Below are 16,765 nucleotides of genomic sequence, written 5' to 3' on the forward strand. Positions count from 1 at the left end.
ACCTAGCCTGTACCGACCCGGCTTCAGCGCAAGGTCAGATTACCCTTGAAATTCGCTTTCTTCAGCAGGGACTCATATTGCTGCGACATGACATAGGACTGAACCTGGGCCATGAAGTCCATCGTGACGACCACGATGATCAGCAACGAGGTTCCGCCAAAATAGAACGGAACGTTCCAGCGCAGTACCAGGAATTCCGGCAACAGGCAGACCAGTGTGATGTAGATCGCACCAGCCAGCGTCAGACGGACAAGAATCTTGTCGATGTAGCGCGTCGTCTGCTCGCCCGGACGAATGCCCGGAATGAAGGCACCGCTTTTCTTCAGGTTGTCTGCGACTTCCCGGCTGTTGTACACAAGAGCCGTATAGAAGAAGCAGAAAAATATAATTGCAGCAGCGTACAGCAGGATGTAGACCGGCTGTCCCGGCGAAAGCGTCGCAGCCAGGTCCTTGATGAACCGGCCGGCAGCGCTCGTCGAGTCAGACGTGAACCAGCCCGCGATGGTCGCCGGGAACAGGATGATCGACGATGCGAAGATCGGCGGAATCACCCCTGCCATGTTCAGCTTCAGCGGCAGGTGCGACGACTGGCCGCCATACACCTTGTTGCCGACCTGACGCTTGGCATAGTTCACCAGGATCTTGCGCTGGCCACGCTCGACAAACACCACGGCGAAGGTCACCCCGGCGATGATTGCAACGATCAGGATCGATGCAATGATGCTCATGGAACCGGTGCGAACCAGCTCGAAGAGCCCGCCGATCGCGTTGGGCAAGCCCGCCGCGATACCGCCGAAGATGATGATCGAGATACCGTTGCCCAGACCACGCTCGGTGATCTGCTCACCCAGCCACATCAGGAACATCGTACCGGTCACCAGCGTGATCACCGCCGTAGCCCGGAACATCAGGCCCGGATCGATCACCAGCCCCGGCTGAGATTCCAGCGCGACTGCGATCGACAGCGCCTGGAAGGTGGCCAGGACCACCGTGCCGTAGCGCGTGTACTGCGTGATCTTGCGTTGACCCGCCTGCCCTTCCTTCTTCAGCGATTCCAGCTGCGGCAGCACGATCGTCAGCAATTGCATGATGATCGACGCCGAGATGTACGGCATGATGCCGAGCGCGAAGACGGTAAAGCGCGACAGCGCACCGCCCGAGAACAGGTTGAACATCCCGAGGATGCCACCCGACTGACTCTGGAAAAGCTTCGCAAGCTGTTCAGGATCGATTCCCGGCACCGGAATATGCGCTCCGATGCGGTACACGATCAAGGCCAGCACCAGGAACATCAGCCGGCGCTTTAGGTCGCCGTACTTCGCCGTGTTCTTGGCTTGCGTGCTTGCATTGGGTTTCGCCGTGGCCAAACGATGCTCCGACTGTGACTCGCCTATGCTGCGAAATCTGCTGCTAAATTACGCCGCGATCTGACCGCCGGCGGCTTCGATCGCAGCCTTGGCACCAGCGGTGGCGCCCAGACCCTTGATCGTAACCTTGCGGGTCAGCTCACCAGCCTTGATGACCTTGGCGCTCTTGGCCAGCTCAGCCACCAGGCCAGCTTGCTTCAGAACCAGCAGGTCCACCTCGGTGGCTTCCAGGCGCTCGATATCACGCAGGGTCACTTCGGCGTTGAAGGCCTTCGTCAGCGACGTGAAGCCACGCTTCGGCAGGCGACGATACAGCGGCATTTGACCGCCTTCGAAGCCGACCTTGTGGAAGCCGCCCGAACGCGACTTCTGACCCTTGTGACCACGGCCGGCAGTCTTGCCCAGGCCGGAGCCGATACCGCGGCCGACGCGACGCTTGGCGTGCTTCGAACCGTCAGCCGGTTTGAGGTTGTTGAGTTGCATCTTGCTCTCCGTGTCCCGGGACTCAGGCCAGAACCTTGACCAGGTACGAGACCTTGTTGATCATGCCGCGCACGGCAGGCGTGTCCTGCAGTTCCGACACCGAATTGATACGGCGCAGGCCCAGGCCACGGACGGTGGCGCGATGATCCTCGCGCGTGCCGATCAGGCTGCGCACGAGTTGCACTTTTACGGTTTGTTGCGACATTTCGTCCGACTCCTTAACCGAGGATGTCTTCAACAGACTTGCCACGCTTTGCGGCGATCTCGCCCGGCGTGCTCATCTTTTGAAGACCGTCCAGCGTGGCGCGAACCATGTTGTACGGATTGGTCGAGCCGTGCGACTTGGTCACGACGTTGGTCACGCCCATCACTTCGAAAATCGCGCGCATCGGGCCACCAGCGATCACGCCGGTACCTTCCTTGGCGGGCATCATCAGCACCTTGGCGGCGCCGTGCTTGCCAACGACTTCGTGTTGCAGCGTGCCGTTCTTCAGCGAGACCTTGACCATCTTGCGACGGGCTTCGTCCATTGCCTTCTGAACTGCAACCGGCACTTCCTTAGCCTTGCCCTTGCCCATGCCGATGCGGCCATCGCCGTCACCAACCACGGTCAGCGCAGCGAAACCGAGAATCCGGCCACCCTTCACCACCTTGGTGACGCGGTTGACCGAGATCATCTTCTCGCGGAGGCCGTCGTCGCGTTCGTCCTGCTGGACTTTTGCTTGCATTTTTGCCATGACGTATCTCTCTATGTGCGCTTAGAACTTAAGGCCGGCTTCGCGTGCTGCGTCAGCCAGTGCCTTCACGCGACCATGGAAGCGGAAGCCGCCGCGATCGAACGCAACGGTTTCCACGCCAGCTGCCTTCGCCTTTTCGGCGATGCGCTTGCCAATCAGGGTCGCGGCGGCGGCGGTAGCACCGCTGCCAGTCAGTTCCTTGCGCACTTCTGCCTCGACGGTCGAAGCCGATGCCAGCACTTGCGTGCCGCACGGCGAGTAGACCTGGGCGTAAATATGCGAATTCGTACGGAACACGGTCAGACGGTTGATCTTCAACTCCGCGATTTTGGCGCGGGTCTGACGTGCACGGCGCAAACGAGCGTCTTTCTTGTTCATGATTGCACCCCTTACTTCTTCTTGGTTTCCTTCAGGATGACGCGCTCGTCCGAGTAGCGAACGCCCTTGCCCTTATAGGGCTCAGGCGGACGGTACGCGCGGACTTCCGCAGCCACCTGACCGACTTTCTGCTTGTCCGCACCCTTGATGATGATCTCGGTCTGCGTGGGCGTTGTCGCCGTCACGCCTTCCGGCATCGCATGGATCACGTCGTGCGAGAAACCAAGCTGGAGCTTCAGCGCAGTACCTTGCAGCTGGGCACGATAGCCCACGCCGACCAGGTTAAGCTTGCGCTCGAAACCGGCGGTTACACCCTTGACCATATTGGCCACCAGGGCGCGCATGGTGCCCTGCAGTGCGTTTGCTTCGCGCGATTCATCGACCGGAGCGAAGGTCAGCGTGTCGTTTTCGACATTGACCTTGACCAGGCTGTGAATCGGCTGCGTCAGCGTGCCGAGCGGGCCCTTAACGGAGAGCACGCCAGCCGCCACATTGACTTCCGCGCCTTTGGGCAGCGCGATGGGAGCCTTACCTACACGGGACATGGTCTACTCCTTACGCGACGTAGCAAAGAACTTCGCCGCCCACGCCAGTGGCACGTGCCTTGCGGTCGGTCATCAGACCCTGGGGGGTCGAGATGATTGCGACGCCGAGGCCGTTCATCACTTGGGGGATGTCGCTGCGGCCCTTGTACACGCGCAGACCAGGCTTCGAGACGCGTTCAATGCGCTCGATGACCGGACGGCCGGCGTAGTACTTCAGACCGATGCTCAGTTGTGCCTTGCCGCCTTCTTCTTTCACGGCGTAGTCGTCGATGTAGCCTTCGTCCTTAAGGACCTTGGCGATTGCCACTTTCAGCTTCGACGACGGCATGACAACCGACACTTTCTGCACGCCTTGGGCGTTGCGGATGCGCGTCAGCATATCGGCGATAGGATCGCTCATGCTCATACTGTTTCTCCTGTAGCCTGTGCGTAATTACCAGCTGGCTTTCGTCAGACCCGGGATTTCGCCACGGAAGGCGATTTCACGGATCTTATTACGCGCCAGGCCAAACTTGCGGAAGGTACCGCGGGGACGACCGGTGATCGCGCAGCGGTTACGCTGGCGAGTCGGGTTAGCGTTGCGCGGGAGCTGTTGCAGCTCGAGACGCGCGCTATAACGCTCTTCTTCCGACTTTTCCTGGTCGTCGATAATGGCCTTGAGGGTTGCACGCTTGTCGGCATACTTTGCCACGAGCCTAGCGCGCTTCTTCTCACGTTCAATCAGAGCCAATTTAGCCACGGTTACCCCTTAATTACGGAACGGGAACTTGAATGCTGCGAGGAGCGCCTTGGCTTCCTCGTCATTCTTCGCCGTCGTCGTGATGCTGATGTTCAGACCACGCAATGCGTCGATCTTGTCGTACTCGATTTCGGGGAAAATGATCTGCTCTTTCACACCGATGTTGTAGTTACCACGACCATCGAACGAGCGGCCCGACACGCCACGGAAGTCACGCACGCGGGGCAGAGCCACGGTCACGAGACGATCGAGGAATTCGAACATGCGTTCGCCGCGCAGCGTCACCATCGCGCCGATGGGATAGCCCTGGCGGATCTTGAAGCCGGCGATTGCCTTCTTGGCCTTGGTCACCACCGGCTTTTGACCGGCGATCTTGGTCAGGTCGCCCACGGCCAGCTCAATGACCTTCTTGTCATTGATGGCTTCGCCAAGGCCCATGTTCAGGGTGATCTTGGTGATGCGCGGCACTTCCATGACCGACTTGAAGCCGAACTGCTCGATCAGCTTCGGAACAACCTGTTCTTTGTAAAACTCTTGCAGACGTGCTGTCATGCTCAACTCCTCTTCGTGCCCAGAATCAAGCTGCCACGACGGCACCGGTGGTCTTCAGCACGCGCACGCGCTTGCCGTCTTCCACCTTGATACCGACGCGCGACGGCTTGCCATTGGCATCCACGAGCGCAACGTTAGAAATATGCAACGGCATGACTTTGTCGATGACGCCACCAGTGGTGCCCAGCATCGGGTTCGGACGTGCGTGCTTCTTGGCAACGTTGACGCCTTCCACCACGACCTTGTCGCCGAGCATGGCTTGCACGGTGCCGCGCTTGCCCTTGTCTTTGCCGGTCAGGACGATGACTTCGTCGCCTTTACGAATCTTGTTCATGGCGGCTCCTTACAGCACTTCCGGCGCGAGCGACACGATCTTCATGAAGCGCTCGGTACGGAGTTCACGAGTCACCGGCCMGAAAATACGGGTGCCGATCGGCTCGAGCTTGGTGTTCAGCAAGACAGCGGCATTGCTGTCGAACTTGACGAGCGACCCATCAGCGCGACGCACGCCCTTGGCGGTACGCACGACGACGGCGTTGTAAATATCGCCCTTCTTCACGCGACCGCGCGGCGCTGCGTCCTTGACGGTCACCTTGATGATGTCGCCCACGCTCGCATAGCGGCGCTTGGACCCACCCAGCACTTTGATGCACAGCACTTCGCGCGCACCAGTGTTATCGGCTACTTCGAGCCGGCTTTCTGTCTGAATCATGGTGTTATCTTCCCAACTTAATCCACCGGGCAACGCCCGCCGGTCAGTCTTGGTCCCGTCAGCCCCTGGCTTTGCGCCAGCAACCGTTTGGGTTGATCAACTTTGAAGTCGGTAGTTACCAGGCGGCCTGAACATGGTTAATCAGGAGCCGCTCGGCCAGGTTCGCTTCATCGACTCGCCGGGGTGATACAACTAAGGCGAATGCAACAAAGCGGAAGTCCAGGATTATAGCACATAACCCTGGACTCGCAAGCCAACCTAAAACCGTGTGGTTTTTTAGATGACGCGCGCAGCTTCGACCAGACGGGAAACCACCCAGGACTTGGTCCGCGACAGCGGACGCGTTTCCTGGATCTCGACCTTGTCGCCTTCCTTGTACTGGTTGGCTTCGTCGTGTGCGTGGTACTTCTTGGAACGCAGCACGTACTTGCCGTACAGAGGATGCTTGACGCGGTTTTCGATCAGGACCGTGACGGTCTTGTCCATCTTGTCGCTAACTACCCGGCCGACCAAAGTACGGCGAAGCGACGATTCCGTTTGTGCAGTTTCAGTCATTTCGTGGTCGCCTTTTCGTTCAGCACGGTTTGCACCCGCGCGATGTCCTTGCGCACCTTCTTCAGCTGGCTGGTGTTCTGCAGCTGTTGGGTGGCCTTTTGCATGCGCAGGCTAAATTGGGCCTTCAGCAGCTCGGAGAGCTCCTGGTTCAGCCCGGCGGCATCTTTGCCGCGAAGTTCGGAYGCTTTCATCCCTGCTCTCCTTACGTCCCGACCTGGCGCACCACGAAATTGGTGGCGATCGGCAGCTTGGCGGCCGCGAGGCGGAACGCCTCACGAGCCAGCTCTTCCGTCACGCCATCCATTTCGTACAGCATCTTGCCCGGCTGGATTTCTGCCACGTAGTATTCCGGATTACCCTTACCGTTACCCATACGGACTTCGGCGGGCTTCTTCGAGATCGGCTTGTCCGGGAAAATCCGGATCCAGATGCGGCCGCCACGCTTGATGTGACGGGTCATCGCACGACGTGCCGACTCGATCTGACGAGCCGTCAGACGACCACGGCCCATCGCCTTCAGGCCGAATTCGCCGAAAGACACGGCGTTGCCACGGGTAGCCTTACCCGTGTTGCGGCCTTTCTGCTCCTTGCGGTATTTTCTGCGCTTAGGTTGCAGCATCGTTATTCTCCACTCTTCGCATCTGCGCCAGGAGCGCGGCGACCTGCACCGGCACCCGCGCCACCGCGGCGATTGCCACCCGGACGGCCGCCTTCGCCTTCACGGCGACGACCATCAGGACGACCACCCGGGCGACGACGACGCTCGTCTTGCGGCTCTTCCACCACCGGCGCATCGTTGCGGCCGAGGTGATCACCCTTGTAGACCCACACCTTGACACCGATGATGCCGTAGGTGGTTTCTGCTTCGGAGAAGCCGTAGTCGATGTCGGCGCGCAGGGTGTGCAGGGGCACACGGCCTTCGCGATACCACTCGGTACGAGCGATTTCGATGCCGTTCAGACGACCGGCGCTCATGATCTTGATGCCCTGGGCACCGAGGCGCATCGCATTCTGCATCGCGCGCTTCATTGCGCGGCGGAACATGATACGGCGCTCGAGCTGCTGGGTGATCGAATCGGCGATCAGCTGCGCATCGGTTTCCGGCTTGCGGATTTCCTCGATGTTCACGTGCACGGGCACACCCATGCGGCGTTGCAGCTCGGCCTTGAGCAGTTCGATGTCCTCACCCTTCTTGCCGATCACCACGCCCGGACGCGAGCTATAAATGGTGAGACGTGCATTGCGGGCGGGGCGCTCGATCACGACGCGGCCTACCGAAGCGTTCTTGAGCTTCTTCTTCAGAAACTCGCGAACTTCGATGTCTTCCTTCAGCATGCCGGCGAACTTCGTGTTGTTGGCGTACCAACGCGAAGCCCAGTTACGGCTGACGGCCAGACGGAAGCCAGTCGGATGAATCTTCTGTCCCATCGTGACTCCTTAGTTGCCGAGCGTCACAGTGATGTGACAAGTTTGTTTCTCGATGCGGTTGCCGCGGCCCTTTGCTCGTGCCGTGAAACGCTTGAGCGAGGTTGCCTTGTCGACGAAGATGGTCTTGACCTTCAATTCGTCGATGTCGGCGCCTTCGTTATGCTCGGCGTTGGCGATGGCCGATTCGACCACCTTCTTCACGATGACGGCAGCCTTTTTCGGGCTGAACGTCAGAACGTTGAGCGCGCGCTCGATCGGCAGACCGCGGATCTGGTCAGCGACCAGGCGCGTTTTCTGGGCGGAGATGCGGGCACCGCGATGAATCGCTTTCACTTCCATGATGGCACCTTACCTCTTCGCTTTCTTGTCAGCCGCGTGGCCCTTGAACGTACGCGTGAGCGCAAATTCACCGAGCTTGTGGCCAACCATGTTTTCCGAAACATACACCGGCACGTGTTGACGGCCGTTGTGTACGGCGATCGTCAGGCCGATGAAGTCCGGCAGAATGGTCGAGCGACGCGACCAAGTCTTGATGGGCTTCTTGTCCTTGCCGCCTGCAGCTGCTTCCACCTTTTTCAGCAGGTGGGCGTCACAGAACGGACCCTTTTTTGCGGAACGTGTCATGTCTAGGCTCCTACCTACCGATTAACGCTTGTGGCGGCGCTGCACGATCATGCTGGCAGTGCGCTTGTTGCTGCGGGTACGGTAACCCTTAGCCGGGGTACCCCACGGCGAAACGGGGTCACGACCTGCGGCGGTCTTGCCTTCACCACCACCGTGCGGGTGGTCCACCGGGTTCATCACAACGCCGCGAACCGTCGGGCGGATACCGCGCCAACGATTTGCACCGGCCTTGCCGATGACGCGCAGGCTGTGCTCTTCGTTACCGACTTCACCGATGGTGGCGCGGCATTCGATGTGAACGCGACGCACTTCACCGGAGCGCAGGCGAACCTGGGCGTAGATGCCTTCACGAGCCAGCAGCACGGCGGAACCGCCTGCGGCGCGAGCGATCTGAGCGCCCTTGCCCGGCAGCATTTCCACGCAGTGGATGGTGGTACCAACCGGAATGTTGCGGATCGGCAGGTTGTTACCCGACTTGATCGCAGCTTCCGAGCCATTCATCAACGCCTGGCCAACTACCATGCCCTTGGTGGCAATGATGTAGCGGCGTTCGCCGTCGGCGAACAGCACCAGCGCGATATTGGCGCTGCGGTTCGGATCGTATTCCAGACGCTCGACCTTGGCGGGGATGCCGTCCTTGTCGTTGCGCTTGAAGTCGACCACGCGATAGTGGTGCTTATGACCACCGCCCTTGTGGCGGGTGGTGATATGACCGTTGTTGTTACGGCCCGACTTCTGGAATTGCTTTTCCAGCAGCGGAGCGTGGGGCGCGCCCTTGTGCAGGTTGGCGTTAACCACCTTCACCATGGAGCGACGGCCCGGGGACGTCGGCTTGGTCTTGACGAGTGCCATGATTACTTGGCCTCCGCTTCAAAATTGATTTCCTGACCCGGCTTGAGCGAAACGTAAGCCTTCTTCACGTGGTTGCGACGCCCCATGAAACGGCCAAAACGCTTTTGCTTGCCCTTTTGGTTCAGGATCTGAACGGACTGCACCTCGACCTTGAACAGCAGTTCGACTGCCGCCTTCACGTCTGCCTTGTTGGCATCGCGAGCGACTTCGAACACGACTTGTTCGTTCTTGTCGGCGACCAGGGTTGCCTTTTCGGAAACCACCGGCGCGAGCAGCACCTGCATCAAACGATGATCGTTCTTGGCTACTTGCGTCATTTCAGCAACTCCTCGATCTGCGCGACGGCTGCCTTGGTCACCAGCACCTTCTTGTAGTGCACGAGCGACAGCGGGTCAGCCTGGCGCGGCTCGACAACTGCCACGTGCGGCAGGTTGCGCGAAGCCAGGTAGAGGTTCTCGTCGAGGCTGTCGGTGATGATCAGCACCGAGTCCAGGCCCATGGCCTTGAACTTGTCGGCCAAGAGCTTGGTCTTGGGCGCATCGACGGTGAAACCGTCCACCACGTTGATACGACCTTCACGTGCGAGCTGCGAGTAAATCGAGCGCATACCGGCACGGAACATCTTCTTGTTGACCTTCTGCGTGAAGTTCTCTTCCGGCGAATTCGGGAAGATACGGCCGCCCCCGCGCCACAGCGGCGAGGAAGACATACCGGCACGGGCGCGACCCGTACCCTTCTGGCGCCAAGGCTTCTTGGTCGTGTGCTTGACCTCTTCACGATCCTTCTGCTTACGGTTACCGCTGCGAGCGTTAGCCTGGTAAGCGACGACGATCTGGTGAACGAGGGCTTCGTTGTAGTCACGGCCGAAGACTTCGGGCGAAGCGTCAACGCTTGCGCCGATCTGGCCATTGTCCTGGAGGAGCTTGAGTTCCATTGATTCGCTCCTTAAGCTTTGGCTTTGGCCTTGACGGCCGGGGTAACGATAACCTTGCCGCCCTTGGAGCCGGGAATGGCGCCCTTGACCAGCAGCAGCTTGCGCTCTGCGTCGATCTTGGCGATTTCCAGGTTCTGGACGGTGCGGGTGACGTCACCCAGATGGCCGGTCATGCGCTTGCCGGGGAACACACGGCCCGGATCCTGCGCCATACCGATGGAACCCGGCACGTTGTGCGAACGCGAGTTACCGTGGGTGGCACGACCCGATGCGAAATGGTGACGCTTGATGGTACCGGCGTAGCCCTTACCGATGGTCACGCCCTGGACGTCGATCTTTTGACCGACTTCGAACAGGTCAACCGACAGCGTGCCGCCGGGTTGCAGTTCGCCAGCCTTAGCGGCATCGATGCGGAATTCGCGGATGATTTCACCAGCTTCAACACCAGCTTTGGCAAGGTGACCTGCCAAAGGCTTGGTGACGCGGCTAGCGCGGCGTGCGCCGAAAGTGACTTGAACCGAGGTATAACCGTCGGTCTCGTCCGTCTTGATTTGTGTCACGCGGTTGTCGCCGACCTCGACCACGGTAACGGGAATTGAATCGCCGTCGTCCGTGAAAATACGGGTCATGCCAACCTTGCGACCTACAAGGCCAAGGCTCATGGTTTGCTCCATTCCCAGCTGCGATTGGCCGGGGCTGATTGATACACGAAAACAGTGTTTGCAGTGCGGGGCTTGCGCTGAAGAAGACTGCGCGCGGCCAAGCTGGCCGGCCCACTACCCATAGACAAACGGGTAGCCTTACACTATATCGCAGCGGTTTGGAAAGAGCAAGAGTGCCTTAGGAAGTTGGGGCGTGCGCGGTGGGGCCGGTGTTGTTTTGTGGCGTTGACTACGGTTGCGGGGCGCTGGCACCGCGCGTCTTGACAGCAAAAGTGGCAATTTCGGCACCGAATCGGAAGCCTTACCGCCCAACCTTCACGAACTCCCCGCCGAAAAACACCAGCGGTTCACCCTCCCCCACTTCAAACCCCTGCACTTCGCCAACGATCAGTAGATGATCTCCTACCGCGTCCGCGCGCTCCACCCTGCACGCCAGCGTGGCCAACGCTTCATCGAGATAAGGTACGCCCCGCTCACAGCGCCGATGGGAGACGCCGGCAAACTTGTCCTCGGCAGGCGTGGCAAAACGGCGCGCCAGCTCGCCGTGGCCCGCCTGCAGTATGCTGACGCCGAAGTGCTTCCCCACGGCGAAATGCGCGGCGCTTGGCGAGTGCAGTGCGAGGCTCCACAAGATCAGCGGGGGCGCCAGGGATAGCGAGGCGAAAGAGTTGATGGTCAAGCCAATCGGACGGCCCTCGGCACCGCAGGCACCGATGACCGCCACGCCAGTAGCGTAGCGGCCACAGGCCCGCCGCAGCGCCCTGGTATCCAGCACAGCGCAAGCGGCTTCCATATCAGGCCGCCTGAGGCAGATGCTGGTCAATCAACTGCTGGCAGGCAGCGGAATCTGACCACCAGGGGAAGAAGTCCGGCGGATTATCGAAGCCATTGGCAATGCGGGCGGCCAGCTCTGGCGCATGGCCTGCCGCGCCCAGCAGCGACAGGATATGCGCTGGCGGTGGCGTGAGCAGGGAGTTGGTCCAGTTCACTACGTCGCCGGCGTACTGCCAGTAGCGCGCGAACGTCTGCTCCATCCAGTCCCCGTCGAAACCGCGATCGCCGTGCGCAATGATGGCATCCAGATACACCTTGCAGCACTTGGCGGCGTTGTTGGAGCCCTGTCCGGTAATGGGATCGTTGACGAGGACAGCGTCGGCCATGCCGAACACGAGCCGGCCCGAGGGCAAGGTCATCACCGGCCGGCGCACGGTCGGGGCGAAGCGGCCGGCGAGAATGCCTTGCTCGTCGGTCAGCGTCACCGCATCGCAGCGCTCCGCCTCCCACGGCAACCAGGTGCGCAGGATGCGCAGACTCTCGGCGAGGTGCTGCTCCGGCGTACGCGCATCGGCCCAGCGGTCCATCGGGCCGCCCGGTATGCCCTCGAACACCATGATCTCGCAGGGGCCGGATAGCGTCAGGGCCGGGAAGACGAAGTATTCGCCAATGCCGGGAATCAAGTTGAAGCAAACCCGCGAGAACGGGGTGCGCGGCGCCATTGCGTTCACATAGGTCAGGGCAAGCGAACGCTGCGGCGCGCTGAAAGGACTGCGCGTGGCGTCYCGCTCGAAACGGCTGACGATCTCGCCCTTGCCAGCCGCAAGCAGCACAAGATCATGCTCGCGAGCCAGCGCTTCCAGTTCATCGACGCCGGCATCGGCAATGCGCAGGTCGCCACCGCGTTGCGCGAAGGCTTCCATCCAGGCCGGCATCTTGAGTCGCTGGTCCACCGCTTGGGCCGGATGGTCGAGCCGGGCAGCCCAGTCGATCAACCTGGCGGCAGGCTGTTCCGGATGCGGAATCGCCAGGCCGATCCCTTCCACCGGCGGGCACGCATCATCCCACCAGTTCAAGCCCAGCTCTCGCTCGGTCTGCAGCGCGCGATCGAACATGCACTGGCTGGACATGACCTTGCCCGCGCGGACCTGGTCCGGCGTGCGATTGGTCAGCAGCGTGACCCGGTAGCCCTTGGCTTGCAGGCCCAGGGCCATCTGCAGGCCGGACTGGCCGGCGCCGACGATGGCAATGCGTTGGCTCATGGCAATCTCCTACTTGAAGGTTCAGCGTGAAAGTCGAAGTCCCGCATCGCGGTTTCAGCCGGCCAGGCGCGGGATGGCGGGCACGTTTTGCTCCGGGCCCATCGCCGAGTAGCCGCCGTCCACCGCGTAGTCGGCGCCGGTGACAAAGCTGGCATGGTCCGAGCAGAGAAACAGCACCACCTGGGCCACTTCATCGGGCTCGCCCACGCGGCCCAGCAGGTGGAAGTCCGCCGCCACGCGATCGGTACGCTCGCGGTTGCCACCGCTGACCTCGTCCATCAGCCGGCACCAGGTCCAGCCCGGCGAGACAGCGTTGACGCGGATATGGTCGGGCGCGAGGTCCATCGCCATGCTGCGGGTGAGCTGCCGGATCGCTGCCTTGGAGGCCGGATAGAGCCAGCGGCCGGTCTGCGCCACGTTGGCCGAGATGCTGGTGAGGTTGACGATCGCGCCACCGCCGCGCGCGCGCATTCCCTCGTGGACGGCCTGGGCCAGCATCACGCTGGAGACCACATTGACGTCGAGCGCGGTGAGCCAGTCGCGGCGGTTCGATTTGAAGCCGTCATCGAGATAGGTGCAGGCCAGGTTGACGAGGTAATCGATGCCGCCGAAGTGCCGCGTGACCTGCGACACGGCCGCGGCCACCTCGGCGTCGTCGGTGATGTCGGCGCGAATGAAGCGTGCTCGTTCGCCCAGCTCGCCGGCGACACGCTCGCCGCCGGCGGCATCGATATCGAGAATCGCCACTCGCGTGCCGGCCTCGACGAAGGCCTTCGCCACGCCCGCGCCGATAAGGGTGGCGCCGCCGCTGACGATGGCGACTTTGTCCTGCAGTCCYTTCATGACGTTGTCTCCTTGTATCGGTGCGTTGCCCATGCGCCGCAGGGACCAAGCGGTACCCGCGGCGCGCGCCGGGCACGCCCCTTTTGCTTTGATTTTGTCGATTGCCGGGGCGGCGGTCCCGCCCCGCCTACTTGCCTTCGCTCTCCTGCCAGCGTGCCATCAGCGCGTTGGAGGGCAACGTTTCATCGAGCAGCTTGCGGGCAGTCTTGATGCCGGCCACGGGCAGCCCGGTCGGATCGAGCTTGCCGATCTGCACCAGCACGCTGGCCTGGTCCCAGTAGATGTGCTCGTGGTAAAGCTTGTCGCCACGGAACTTGACGATGGCGACAAGCGGAATCTCCACTCGCTTGCCAGTGGGTGGCACGCCAGGCAGCATCCAGTCAATCTCGCAGGTATGCGTGAAGCAGAACAGCAGCTCGTCGACGATCTGGCTGGCGCCCACCGTACGTGACAGCGGAATCAGCGTGGTGTCCGGCGGGTTGCTGTGGACAAAGTGGTTCTGGTAGAAGCGCTTGAGCTGCCGATAGCCGACGCCACCGGTCATGGTCGGGATATGGTTGACGTAGGGCTCCGCCACCATGGTCGCCATCGTGGCATCGACATCGCGGGTGGCGAATTCGTATTCGCAGTGCTTGTCCCAGAGGGCCGAGAAGTCGTAGTGCGGACCCATCTCTGCGCGCAGCGCGCCAATCGACCGCTGGTGCGCCATCAGCGCGGACGGTCGGTCATAGTGCTCGCCGCCGGCGCGGGCAAATGCATGATCGACGCCGGGATAGACATACAGCTCAATGCCATCCTTGCCGCCCAGGGCAGCGCGGATCTGCGCTTGCGCCTCCGGCGGGCAGAAGCCGTCGCGCTCGGCCACATGCAGCACCAGCCGGCCCTTGATGTGGGCTGCCTCGGCCAGTGCATGCTCAATGCCGACGCCGTAGTACGCCACCGCGCAGGCCACCCTGTCCAGGCGGCAGGCGGACAGGTAGGCGAGCTTGCCACCCAGGCAAAAGCCGAGCACCCCCGTCTGGCCCACGCACTCGGGACGCGCGCGCAGCGCTTCCAGCGCCGAACCCACATCCTTGACGCCGAGGGCCTCATCAAAGCGCTGATACAGCCCAAGGGCGCGCTGGAAGTCTTCGCCGCGGTCGCCCAGTTCAATGCCGGGTGCGATACGCCAGAACAGGTCCGGCACCAGGACCGTGTAGCCTTCCTCGGCGTAGTAGTCCGCCACGGCGCGCATAGTGGCGTTGACGCCGAAGATTTCCTGGCACAACACGATGCCAGGCCCCTTGCCCGATTCGGGCGTGGCCAGGTAGGCATTGAATGTGCCGCTGCCGTCGGCGGCTTGGATCTGGATAGTCTGGCCCATGGGCTGCGCTCCTTTGTTCTTGGGGGTTGGGCTGCCGTGCTGGATTCGATCATGGGCGATCCGCACCGCAGCAAACTAGCCACCGGCTGCAGCGGCTATCCGATTAGTGCAGGAAAATGGCGGGGCGGGCAAGTGGCGCGAGGAAGCGATCCACTATAGTGATGTGAAGGATTCCGTCCGCAGACCAGCGCGGGGCCAATGCGGCAACGCAGCAGCACGGTCCGCAGGCAGGAGGATCCCCCACCAGGAACGGCGCGCCAATGATGCCGAGGAGCGAGACAATGCCGCAGCCCCCCGCGGCCACGGCCACCGAGCCGCTGGCTGGCGCCCTGCTAGACGACCCTACCCGGCTGGTCTTCGCCTCGACCGACCAGGCCGAGACGCGGGCCGCCGTCGGCATGGTGTTCAAGCCGCACAAGCTCACCATCGGCGGCACCGCGCTGGCGGCGCGCATGTATCATGCGCCCCTTGGCGCGGTCTCATTCAACCGGCTGGCCTATGGGGCCGAGGTGCAGATCGAGYCCGGGCCGCTTGACGACTTCCTGCTGGTGCAGATGCCCATAGCCGGCCATGCGGAAATCCGTTGCGGCCAGCAGGAGATCCTTTCCGACCGGGAAACCGCTTCGGTGCTGACGCCTTGCGATCCGGTGCGAATGCGCTGGAGCCGCGACAGCGACCAGTTGATCGTGCGCGTCGAGCGCGGCGCGCTGGAGCGGGTGTGCGCGGCGTACCTGGGCCATCGTCCCCAACAACCGCTGCGTTTCGAGCTAGGCATGCCGTGGCGGCGTCTGGCGGCGTGGTACCAGATGGTGCACTACCTGGCGGATGTGATGGCGCTGGCACCGGATGCGGCCCGGCATCCGCTCACTGCCTGCCAGCTGGAGCAGTTGGTGATCGGCACGCTATTGACGGTGCAGCCCCACAGTCTCAGCGAAGCACTGCGGGCGCGCGGCAAACCCCTGGCACCGCGTCATGTGAAACTGGTCGAAGAGTACATCCATGCCCATGCCAACGCACCGTTGACGCCAGCCTTGCTGGCCGAAGTGGCCGGCGTCAGCCTGCGCGGGCTGTATGCGGGATTTCGCGAGCACCGCGGCATCAGCCCGATGGCATACCTGCGCGCAGTCCGGCTGGAACGGGTGCATCAGGACTTGTTGAACGACCGGGCCCTCGATTCGGTCACCGCCGCGGCCTTGCGCTGGGGCTTCAGCCACCTGGGGCGCTTCAGTGTGGAATATCGCAAGAGTTTCGGCGAGCCACCGGGGCAGACGCTCCGCCGGCGCGGGCCCGCCTAGCCGGCCGTGCAACGGGGAGAGGGGGGCACAAAAACAGAAACGGCGAACCGAAGTTCGCCGTTTCTGTTTGCGCAAAACCGCCAGGGGCGGTCTTGTGCGGAATACCTTACACCTTGATTTCGACGTCGACGCCGGCCGGCAGGTCGAGCTTCATCAGTGCGTCAACGGTCTTGTCGGTAGGATCGACAATGTCCATCAGGCGCTGGTGAGTACGGATCTCGAACTGATCACGGCTCGTCTTGTTGACGTGCGGCGAACGCAGGATGTCGAAGCGCTGGATACGGGTCGGCAGGGGCACCGGGCCCTTGACGATCGCGCCGGTACGCTTGGCGGTATCCACGATTTCGGCTGCCGACTGGTCGATCAGGCGATAGTCGAAAGCCTTCAGGCGGATACGGATCTTCTGGTTCTGCATGATATTTCCTTAAAAGAGCGATGGGCGGCGAGCGCCCTGGAACAAGGGAACAGGCCGGCGGTATTGTACCGCCAGCCTGCTCCAGGAAGTTTGCTTAGTCGAGGATCTTTGCCACGACGCCGGCGCCGACGGTACGACCGCCTTCACGGATGGCGAAACGCAGGCCTTCTTCCATGGCGATCGGGGCAATCAGCTTGACCGTGATCGACACGTTGTCACCCGGCATGACCATTTCCTTGTCCTTC

At 61.8% G+C, this 16,765-nt stretch carries 28 protein-coding genes; 1 reads left to right on the forward strand and 27 read right to left on the reverse strand.

Annotation, left to right across the window (positions count from 1 at the left end; translation table 11 throughout):
• Positions 1-23: 23 nt before the first annotated feature.
• The 25 genes from secY to AC1DT6_RS07220 form a co-directional block, all read right to left on the reverse strand.
• On the reverse strand, positions 24-1,367 hold the full coding sequence (gene secY / locus AC1DT6_RS07100; RefSeq protein WP_006160437.1) for a preprotein translocase subunit SecY: 1,344 nt from the start codon (positions 1,365-1,367) through the stop codon (positions 24-26).
• A gap of 48 nt (positions 1,368-1,415) precedes the next feature.
• Positions 1,416-1,850 (reverse strand): 50S ribosomal protein L15, encoded by a 435-nt coding sequence (gene rplO, locus AC1DT6_RS07105; RefSeq protein WP_006160439.1) that lies wholly within the window; start codon positions 1,848-1,850, stop codon positions 1,416-1,418.
• A gap of 22 nt (positions 1,851-1,872) precedes the next feature.
• Positions 1,873-2,055: a 50S ribosomal protein L30 gene (gene rpmD / locus AC1DT6_RS07110; RefSeq protein WP_006160440.1), complete on the reverse strand. Its 183-nt coding sequence runs from the start codon at positions 2,053-2,055 to the stop codon at positions 1,873-1,875.
• A 13-nt stretch (positions 2,056-2,068) separates the two neighbouring features.
• Complete coding sequence (gene rpsE, locus AC1DT6_RS07115; protein ID WP_006160449.1) at positions 2,069-2,587, reverse strand: 30S ribosomal protein S5; 519 nt, start codon at positions 2,585-2,587, stop codon at positions 2,069-2,071.
• Between the two features lie 21 nt (positions 2,588-2,608).
• A complete protein-coding gene (gene rplR / locus AC1DT6_RS07120; protein ID WP_441632731.1) occupies positions 2,609-2,965 on the reverse strand; it encodes a 50S ribosomal protein L18 in 357 nt (118 codons plus the stop codon).
• 11 nt (positions 2,966-2,976) lie between these two features.
• Positions 2,977-3,510 (reverse strand): 50S ribosomal protein L6, encoded by a 534-nt coding sequence (rplF, locus tag AC1DT6_RS07125; protein WP_035870753.1) that lies wholly within the window; start codon positions 3,508-3,510, stop codon positions 2,977-2,979.
• Positions 3,511-3,520: 10 nt separating this feature from the next.
• Positions 3,521-3,916, reverse strand: a complete 396-nt coding sequence (gene rpsH / locus AC1DT6_RS07130) for a 30S ribosomal protein S8 (protein ID WP_006160454.1) — start codon at positions 3,914-3,916, stop codon at positions 3,521-3,523.
• Positions 3,917-3,943: 27 nt separating this feature from the next.
• Positions 3,944-4,249, reverse strand: coding sequence for a 30S ribosomal protein S14 (rpsN, locus tag AC1DT6_RS07135; protein WP_006160456.1), 306 nt, complete (start codon positions 4,247-4,249; stop codon positions 3,944-3,946).
• A 9-nt stretch (positions 4,250-4,258) separates the two neighbouring features.
• Entirely contained in the window at positions 4,259-4,801 is a 543-nt protein-coding gene (gene rplE / locus AC1DT6_RS07140; protein WP_006160458.1) for a 50S ribosomal protein L5, read from the reverse strand.
• 25 nt (positions 4,802-4,826) lie between these two features.
• Positions 4,827-5,135, reverse strand: a complete 309-nt coding sequence (rplX, locus tag AC1DT6_RS07145; protein ID WP_035870755.1) for a 50S ribosomal protein L24 — start codon at positions 5,133-5,135, stop codon at positions 4,827-4,829.
• 9 nt (positions 5,136-5,144) lie between these two features.
• Positions 5,145-5,513, reverse strand: coding sequence for a 50S ribosomal protein L14 (rplN, locus tag AC1DT6_RS07150; RefSeq protein ID WP_477114575.1), 369 nt, complete (start codon positions 5,511-5,513; stop codon positions 5,145-5,147).
• Positions 5,514-5,789: 276 nt separating this feature from the next.
• Positions 5,790-6,068 (reverse strand): 30S ribosomal protein S17, encoded by a 279-nt coding sequence (rpsQ, locus tag AC1DT6_RS07155; protein ID WP_006160462.1) that lies wholly within the window; start codon positions 6,066-6,068, stop codon positions 5,790-5,792.
• Complete coding sequence (gene rpmC / locus AC1DT6_RS07160; protein WP_020203850.1) at positions 6,065-6,259, reverse strand: 50S ribosomal protein L29; 195 nt, start codon at positions 6,257-6,259, stop codon at positions 6,065-6,067. Before rpmC ends, rpsQ begins: the two co-directional genes overlap by 4 nt.
• An 11-nt stretch (positions 6,260-6,270) precedes the next feature.
• A complete protein-coding gene (rplP, locus tag AC1DT6_RS07165; RefSeq protein ID WP_006160465.1) occupies positions 6,271-6,687 on the reverse strand; it encodes a 50S ribosomal protein L16 in 417 nt (138 codons plus the stop codon).
• A 2-nt stretch (positions 6,688-6,689) separates the two neighbouring features.
• Complete coding sequence (gene rpsC / locus AC1DT6_RS07170) at positions 6,690-7,496, reverse strand: 30S ribosomal protein S3 (RefSeq protein WP_035870762.1); 807 nt, start codon at positions 7,494-7,496, stop codon at positions 6,690-6,692.
• A 9-nt stretch (positions 7,497-7,505) separates the two neighbouring features.
• Positions 7,506-7,835 carry a 50S ribosomal protein L22 gene (rplV, locus tag AC1DT6_RS07175; protein ID WP_006160469.1) on the reverse strand — a complete coding sequence of 110 codons (330 nt, stop codon included), beginning with the start codon at positions 7,833-7,835 and terminating at the stop codon, positions 7,506-7,508.
• A gap of 9 nt (positions 7,836-7,844) precedes the next feature.
• Positions 7,845-8,120, reverse strand: coding sequence for a 30S ribosomal protein S19 (gene rpsS / locus AC1DT6_RS07180; protein ID WP_035870763.1), 276 nt, complete (start codon positions 8,118-8,120; stop codon positions 7,845-7,847).
• 21 nt (positions 8,121-8,141) lie between these two features.
• Positions 8,142-8,972 carry a 50S ribosomal protein L2 gene (rplB, locus tag AC1DT6_RS07185; RefSeq protein ID WP_441632736.1) on the reverse strand — a complete coding sequence of 277 codons (831 nt, stop codon included), beginning with the start codon at positions 8,970-8,972 and terminating at the stop codon, positions 8,142-8,144.
• Between the two features lie 2 nt (positions 8,973-8,974).
• Positions 8,975-9,289, reverse strand: a complete 315-nt coding sequence (gene rplW, locus AC1DT6_RS07190; RefSeq protein WP_006160473.1) for a 50S ribosomal protein L23 — start codon at positions 9,287-9,289, stop codon at positions 8,975-8,977.
• The gene (rplD, locus tag AC1DT6_RS07195; protein WP_035870768.1) at positions 9,286-9,906 is read right to left on the reverse strand and encodes a 50S ribosomal protein L4; all 621 of its coding nucleotides are present in this window, start codon (positions 9,904-9,906) and stop codon (positions 9,286-9,288) included. Before rplD ends, rplW begins: the two co-directional genes overlap by 4 nt.
• Before the next feature lie 11 nt (positions 9,907-9,917).
• Positions 9,918-10,568 (reverse strand): 50S ribosomal protein L3, encoded by a 651-nt coding sequence (gene rplC, locus AC1DT6_RS07200; protein ID WP_035870770.1) that lies wholly within the window; start codon positions 10,566-10,568, stop codon positions 9,918-9,920.
• Between the two features lie 301 nt (positions 10,569-10,869).
• Entirely contained in the window at positions 10,870-11,361 is a 492-nt protein-coding gene (locus tag AC1DT6_RS07205; protein ID WP_441632740.1) for a flavin reductase family protein, read from the reverse strand.
• A 1-nt stretch (position 11,362) separates the two neighbouring features.
• Positions 11,363-12,604, reverse strand: a complete 1,242-nt coding sequence (locus AC1DT6_RS07210) for a styrene monooxygenase/indole monooxygenase family protein (protein ID WP_441632742.1) — start codon at positions 12,602-12,604, stop codon at positions 11,363-11,365.
• 54 nt (positions 12,605-12,658) lie between these two features.
• The gene (locus AC1DT6_RS07215; protein ID WP_441632744.1) at positions 12,659-13,447 is read right to left on the reverse strand and encodes an SDR family oxidoreductase; all 789 of its coding nucleotides are present in this window, start codon (positions 13,445-13,447) and stop codon (positions 12,659-12,661) included.
• A 127-nt stretch (positions 13,448-13,574) separates the two neighbouring features.
• Positions 13,575-14,810, reverse strand: coding sequence for a dienelactone hydrolase family protein (locus AC1DT6_RS07220; protein ID WP_441632746.1), 1,236 nt, complete (start codon positions 14,808-14,810; stop codon positions 13,575-13,577).
• Positions 14,811-15,091: 281 nt separating this feature from the next.
• On the opposite strand from AC1DT6_RS07220, the gene AC1DT6_RS07225 reads away from it, so the two are divergent.
• Positions 15,092-16,105, forward strand: a complete 1,014-nt coding sequence (locus AC1DT6_RS07225; RefSeq protein ID WP_477114576.1) for an AraC family transcriptional regulator — start codon at positions 15,092-15,094, stop codon at positions 16,103-16,105.
• Between the two features lie 106 nt (positions 16,106-16,211).
• On the opposite strand, the gene rpsJ is transcribed toward AC1DT6_RS07225, so the two are convergent.
• Together rpsJ and AC1DT6_RS07235 are read right to left on the reverse strand one after the other, a co-directional pair.
• Positions 16,212-16,520 carry a 30S ribosomal protein S10 gene (rpsJ, locus tag AC1DT6_RS07230; protein WP_006160488.1) on the reverse strand — a complete coding sequence of 103 codons (309 nt, stop codon included), beginning with the start codon at positions 16,518-16,520 and terminating at the stop codon, positions 16,212-16,214.
• A gap of 94 nt (positions 16,521-16,614) precedes the next feature.
• Positions 16,615-16,765: EF-Tu C-terminal domain-related protein (locus tag AC1DT6_RS07235; protein ID WP_456301274.1), on the reverse strand; the 151-nt coding region annotated here is incomplete at its 5' end.

The organism is Cupriavidus sp. 01L45 (assembly GCF_056399885.1).